The organism is Acidimicrobiia bacterium (assembly GCA_036396535.1).
Lineage (GTDB): Bacteria > Actinomycetota > Acidimicrobiia > Spongiisociales > UBA5794 > DASWKR01.
On sequence record DASWKR010000019.1, the window covers coordinates 1 to 6,181 of the forward strand.

At 69.0% G+C, this 6,181-nt stretch carries 4 protein-coding genes; 3 read left to right on the forward strand and 1 reads right to left on the reverse strand.

Annotation, left to right across the window (positions count from 1 at the left end):
* Nucleotides 1-250: 250 nt before the first annotated feature.
* From VGC47_03085 to VGC47_03095, 3 genes are all read left to right on the forward strand, one after another.
* On the forward strand, nucleotides 251-1,153 hold the full coding sequence (locus tag VGC47_03085; GenBank protein HEX9854276.1) for a hypothetical protein: 903 nt from the start codon (nucleotides 251-253) through the stop codon (nucleotides 1,151-1,153).
* A 60-nt stretch (nucleotides 1,154-1,213) separates the two neighbouring features.
* Complete coding sequence (locus VGC47_03090) at nucleotides 1,214-3,589, forward strand: glycerol-3-phosphate 1-O-acyltransferase (GenBank protein HEX9854277.1); 2,376 nt, start codon at nucleotides 1,214-1,216, stop codon at nucleotides 3,587-3,589.
* Between the two features lie 145 nt (nucleotides 3,590-3,734).
* A complete protein-coding gene (locus tag VGC47_03095; GenBank protein HEX9854278.1) occupies nucleotides 3,735-4,850 on the forward strand; it encodes a hypothetical protein in 1,116 nt (371 codons plus the stop codon).
* Between the two features lie 126 nt (nucleotides 4,851-4,976).
* Here VGC47_03095 and VGC47_03100 read toward each other — a convergent pair whose 3' ends face one another.
* Nucleotides 4,977-5,597, reverse strand: a complete 621-nt coding sequence (locus VGC47_03100) for a NifU family protein (protein HEX9854279.1) — start codon at nucleotides 5,595-5,597, stop codon at nucleotides 4,977-4,979.
* Nucleotides 5,598-6,181 lie beyond the last annotated feature (584 nt).

The following is a 6,181-nucleotide window of genomic DNA, read 5'->3' on the forward strand; positions in this document are numbered from 1 at the left end:
TCAGAAACCCCAGACACCACCGTGCCGGGCACCCCCTCAGCTCGGGTCGCAGAGCGACCGCTCGCCGGTCCCCCGCAAAGCGGGAGACAGCGTTATAGCGCCACAAGCCCTCACCGGCAGCACCTCCAAACGCGATCCCCCGGTCTCCGGGGGATCGCGTTTCGTCCCGCCAGGAACCGAGCCGAGGGGGCCCCAAACAGTCATGCCACCACACACCGAACGGGTTGGCGGCGTCGCGTAGGCTTGGTACATGGATGCGCCGCTCGTTCTCGTTGGAACCAAGGATGGGCTCATCGCGCTCGGGTCGGACACGGCAAGGCTGCCGGGTCGCGAGATCGACCACGTCCAGGTTGCCGACGACCTGATGTGGATCGTCTCGGACGGCCGGGCTGTCTGGCGCGGTCCCGTGAGCGGCGACCCGAGCCTGGTCGCAGAGCTGTCCGATGAGCGGCCGAACTGCCTCCTCGTCACGGATGATCGCGTGCTGGTGGGCGCGAGCAACGCTGCCCTGTTCGAGTTGGATGGCGACCAAGTGGTGCGCGTGGCCTCGTTCGACGCGACGCCGGGGCGGGATGCCTGGTACACCCCGTGGGGTGGCCCGCCCGACATCCGCTCGATGGCGAGCGGACCCGAGGGCAACCTCTACGTGAACGTCCACGTCGGAGGCGTGGTGCGATCCACAGACGAGGGTGCGACGTGGGTCGACACCATGGACATCCACGCCGACGTGCATCAGGTGATCGCCGACCCGACGCGGGCAGGCTACGCCTATGCGGCGACCGCCCGCGGCCTCGCCGTCACGACGACCGGCGGGAACGAGTGGAGCTTCGTCACCGATGGGCTCGACGCCGCGTATTGCCGCGCCGTCGCCATCGGCGCCGATTCGATCATCCTCTCGGCGGCGCACGGACCTGGTGGCAACAGATCTGCCGTGTACCGGCGCCCGCTCGACGGTGGCCGCTTCGAGCGATGCACGGCCGGGCTACCCGAGTGGTTCAGTAGCAACGTAGACACGTTCTGCCTGGCGGCAGGGCGGGGGTTCATCGCCGCGGCCGACCCGAGCGGCACGGTCTACACATCACAAGACGACGGGGTCACGTGGGCCGAGGCAGCCGACGGCCTGCCGGGCGCCCGCTGTCTCGTCATCGTCTGACGACGACACCACGAGACGGCACCCTGAAGCGGGGAACAGCCGAGCTCTACACTCGCCTCGATGCAGGGCACGCCGTACGCGACCTTCGCGCTCGAGGACGAGCCATCGTGGCCTGACGGGGGCGGGCCGTTCGTGTTCCTTCTCGAACACTCCGGCTCGGTCGAGGAGAAGCTCCTCGAGGGGTGGATCGCCCGTAACACCCCGGCGGACACGGCACCGGGCGCCGTCCAGCGGGCGACGCTTCCGCAGACTCGCCGCCGCCCCAGGCGCCGCAGCCTCGACCCGCGCCTCGGCGCCTTCCTCCAGGGGGGCGGCGACCCCTTGCTCGTGCCGATGCGGGTGAGCTGGCTGCCCTCCCAACGGGACGGGGAGCGCAAGGCCGGGTGGCGCGACGTGGTCTCGTTCGGCGACCCCCGCGACCCGGACAGGGTCAGGCAGCACGTCATCTACAGGACCCGGCCAGACAGGGTGCGGGTCGTCATGGGCACGCCGGGCCGGCTGTCCGAGCTGCGCCGCCGCTGGGAGGAATCCGGCGTCCTCGGGCGGCTCGATGGGACGGGCTTCGTCGAGTTCACCGCCCTGCGCGCCTGGCTCGCCCTCGAGCGGGCCGAGCGGGAGCTCCGCGGCAGCCGCTACAAGGTGCCGAAGTTCCCTCGTGAGTCGCTGATGCACAGGCCGGGCTTCGCCCAGGGGGTGGCCGTGCTCGCCCAGGAGGCGGGCGCGTCGTACGACCACATGGCGGCGCGGACGAAACGGTACGTCCGCGAGATCGCCGCCACCCACAGCCCGTTCGTGATCGACCTGGTGACCGGTGGCTTTCGCTGGCTCATCTCGAAGGCGTACGTCGCCATCGACTACGACGAGGGGGAGCTGGAAGCGCTGTATGCGATGAGCCGGAACCACCCGCTCGTCTTCCTCCCGTCCCACAAGTCGAACTTCGACCACCTCATCCTGCAGGACGTCCTGTACCGGAACCGCCTCCCGCCGAACCACACGGCCGGCGGCATCAACATGAACTTCTTCCCGGTCGGGCCGATCCTGCGACGCAGCGGCGTGTTCTTCATCCGGCGCGAGTTCAAGGACAACGAGCCGTACAAGTTCGTGCTGCGCCAGTACCTCGACTACCTGCTCGAGAAGCGCTTCCCGCTCGAGTGGTACATCGAAGGCGGGCGGTCGCGGACCGGCAAGCTGCGGACCCCGCGCTACGGGCTCTTGGCGTACGTCGTCGACTCGTTCCGGCGGGGCTCGACGGACGACGTGATCCTCATCCCGGTCGCCATCGCCTATGACCAGATCCAAGACGTCGGGGGATACGCCGCCGAGCAGACGGGAGGGGGCAAGGAGAAGGAGAGCTTCGGTTGGATGGTGCGAGTCATCCGCAGCCTGCGGCGTCGCTACGGGGACGCCCACCTCCGGTTCGGGTCGCCCATCGGCCTGCGCGGCTTCCTGGCCGACCAGCCGGACCCTCCGGAAGATGCCGACGACACCCGCAGCCCGGCCATCCCGAAGCTGGCGTTCGAGATCGCGGTGCGCCTCAACAACGCCATGCCCATCACGCCGATCTCGCTGGTGACGCTGGCACTCCTATCGGCCCACGGCCGGGCGCTCACGCTGGCGGAGACGATGGCGGCGATCGAGCCGCATCTCGAGTTCGTGCGAGCCAGGGACCTGCCGATGACCGAGAAGCTCGACCTCACCGATGCCTCGGGTGTGACGCGGGCGCTGGCGGCGCTCGAGGCCCATGGCGTCGTCGCCGCCTTCCAGGGCCCGGCCGAAACCGTCTATCGCATCGGACCGGAGCAGCACCACGCCGCGGCGTACTACCGGAACACGATCGTCCACCATTTCGTCCCTTCCGCCATCGCCGAGCTGGCGCTCGCCGGTCTCCTGGACGATGGCCCCGTCGAACCGGGCGCCGTCGTCGCAGGAGCGTTGCGTCTCCGCGACCTGCTCAAGTTCGAGTTCTTCTTCGCCCCGACCGACGAGTTCGCTCAACAGATCGGCGACGAGCTGACCCGGACCGTCCCCGGGTGGGAGGCAACGATCGCCGACCAGGGAGCCGCCGCCCTCCTGGGAAGCTTCGAGCCGTTTCGCTCCCACGTCGTGCTGCGGCCGTTCCTGGAGGCGTACCAGGTGGTCGGCGACCTCGTCGCCAGACACGCAGTCGCACCGGTGATCGATGCCGGCGACCTCGCATCGGCGGCCGGCTCGCTCGGCCAGCAGTACGTGCTGCAGGGCCGCATCGAGAACCGCGACGCCGTCAGCTCCGTTCTCTTCGAGGCCGCCGTCAGCCTGGCCGCCAACCGGAGGCTGCTCGCCGCCGAGCCCGACAGCGAGGAGCGACGTCTCGAGTTCGGCGCAGAGATCCGATCGGTTCTCGCCGACATCGAGAGGGTGGCGGCGATGGCGGCCGCCCGGCTCGCCGGCATCGTCTGACTGACCGGGAATGGGTCAGGTGACTACGTCCCATCGTCACGAATGGACTAGGTTGACTACTTTTAGTCACCGACGTACACTTTCAGTAGGCGAGTCGGTCGGGACGCTCGCCGGGCCAGCTCCCCCATCGCGAGAGGCACGGGAAATGATCGCCAACCTCAGAGCCGCCATCGCCGACCTGCCCGTGAGTGCTCGAGGCATCGATCCCGACGCACTCGTCACCTACGCCGACCGGCTCCAGGGCGAGATCGACGAGGCGATGGCCGTCGACAGGCGCCGCGTGTCGGAGCTCGAGCGGAAGCTGGCCGAAGCCCGGGAGCGCGAAGAGGCGATTCAGCTGATGTTCGTCGCCGCCACCAAGACGAAGCAGGAGCTGACGGAAAAGGGAGAGCGCCAAGGTCAGGAGCTGATCGAGGCGGCCAAAGTTGAGGCCTCGCGCATCGTGAACGCGGCCCGCTCGGAGGCAGTCGGTGCCCTCAACGCGGCCCGCGGCGAGGCCGAGGAGCTCGTGGCCGCCGCCGGAGCGGATGTGGCGAGGCTCGAAGCTCAACGAACCGACGAAGAGCGGATCTACCGCACGAGGCTGCATGCCATGGCGAAGAGCATCGAGACCTTGGAGCAGCACCTCAGGACGATCACCGAGACGGCCCTCACGAGCACCGCCGGACTACGGCGCGAGGTCGCGACGGCGATCGGCGATGCTCCGCCTGCCCCGCCCCGCCAGGCCGCCGCATCGGTTGCGCGCCCCGAGCCGGCCGCCTCGGCCTCCCCGGCTCCTCCCGCTCCTCCCGCTGAGGTGCATGCGACGGCTGTGACGCCGCCTGCCGAGCCGGCGCCCGTCCCGGTTGCGGAAGCTCGCCCTGCGACCGCCACACCGGAGACACCGGCACGGCAGGTCGCCGCGGCGTACAAGGCGCGGCCCGCCACGAGCGTCGTCCAGCAGATCGCCGAGCGGCACGGAGTCGACCCGACGGAGGTATCACCCGAGCACGGCGATGCTCCGGACGAGCACGACCTCGGCGGGACGCGCATCGTCGTCGACACGACAGGAGCGGAGCGCAGCGAAGCGATGGAGGACGACCGCGAGCCGAAGCGGGGGTCGTTCTATACGAGACGCTCGGCCAAGCTGCCGCACATCGGAACGGACAACAACGCCATGGAGGTCGTCGGGCGCATGAGGACCAGCCGCCACCGCGACAGTGAGAACGACAACGACTCTCCTGAGGAGGAGACGGAGGACCTGGCGTACCAGCACGCCTGAGTCCGACGAGGGCGGTGCCTCGACAACGGCCCGCACGCGCACGGCTGCACGACTGCGCCGCACTCGTCAACAGAGCGCCCCCGGGAAACCGGGGGCGCTCGACTGTCTCGTGGCCGGTGCGCCGGTCTACACGTAGAAGGGGTTCTCGCCTGCCGCGTGGTTCGTGGCGTCGACGATCTCCTCGATCTCCGGGATGTGCTGACGGATCGCCGATTCGATGCCCTGGCGCAATGTCATCGCAGCCAGTCCGCACCCTTGGCAGCCTCCCCCCATCTCGAGGTGGGCGGTGGCGCCGTCGAGGGCGATCAGCCGCACATATCCGCCGTGCGCCGCGATCGCCGGGTTGATCTCCTGCTCGAGGAGTTGCGTGACCCGCTCCTCGACTGTCCCGCTGAGGTCGAGATCCTGCTTCTCCAAGATCGGCGGCGTGGCCGGGTTCGGGTTGCGCAGCACGAGGCCGGGGGCGTAGGGGTCGGCCGACATGTCGAGCTCCGAGCCTCGTAGGTTGTCGATGCTCCCCTCGTCGATGGTGACGGAGAGCTCGCCGTGGATCTCGACGTGGTCGTTGGCGTCGATGTCGTCCGCCCTCACGAATGCGGTCTCGTAGATGAACCCCGCCGCCCCGAAGCCCGAGATGCGCAGGCCGAGGTGGAGGTCCGGGATCGACTCCTGCTCACGCAGTTGCATGATCTGCTCGAGCGCCGCAGGCGTGATCGAGATGATCGTCTCGGTGGATTGGGTGGTCATGGCCCTTCATGGTACCGGCCATCGGCTCGGACCCGACCGTTCGGCGCCGACGGTCCCGGCATCCGTTCCGGCGTCCGTTCCGGGCCGACCGTTCCGGCGTACCCCCATCGCACTGATGCGACGCTGGGACGCAAGAAACGGTGAGGCGCCCCAAGCCAACCGTTCCGGCGTACCCCCATCGCACTGACGCGACGCTGGGACGCAAGAACTGTGGGGCCACCGCCCCTAACCGACCGTTCCGGCGTACCCCCATCGCAGTGACGCGACGCTGGGACGCAAGAACGGTGGGGCGCCCCAAGCCAACCGTTCCGGCGTACCCCCATCGCACTGACGCGACGCTGGGACGCAAGAACGGTGGGGCGCCCCAAGCCAACCGTTCCGGCGTACCCCCATCGCAGTGATGCGACGGAGGGACGCAAGAACGGTCCGATGTTGGGCGACCTCTACTCGCCGTACATGGCGTCGATCTCCGCCGAGAAATGATCGGCGACCTTGTTGCGCTTCACCTTGAGCGTCGGGGTGAGCTCCCCCGCCTCGATGGAGAGCTGCCGGTCGAGGATCGCGAACACCTTGATCTGCTCGAC

Coding starts and splice junctions, on each gene's coding strand:
- VGC47_03085 (HEX9854276.1), top strand. CDS start 251: ATGGATGCGCCGCTCGTTCTCGTTGGAACCAAGGATGGGCTCATCGCG.
- VGC47_03090 (HEX9854277.1), top strand. CDS start 1,214: ATGCAGGGCACGCCGTACGCGACCTTCGCGCTCGAGGACGAGCCATCG.
- VGC47_03095 (HEX9854278.1), top strand. CDS start 3,735: ATGATCGCCAACCTCAGAGCCGCCATCGCCGACCTGCCCGTGAGTGCT.
- VGC47_03100 (HEX9854279.1), bottom strand. CDS start 5,597: ATGACCACCCAATCCACCGAGACGATCATCTCGATCACGCCTGCGGCG.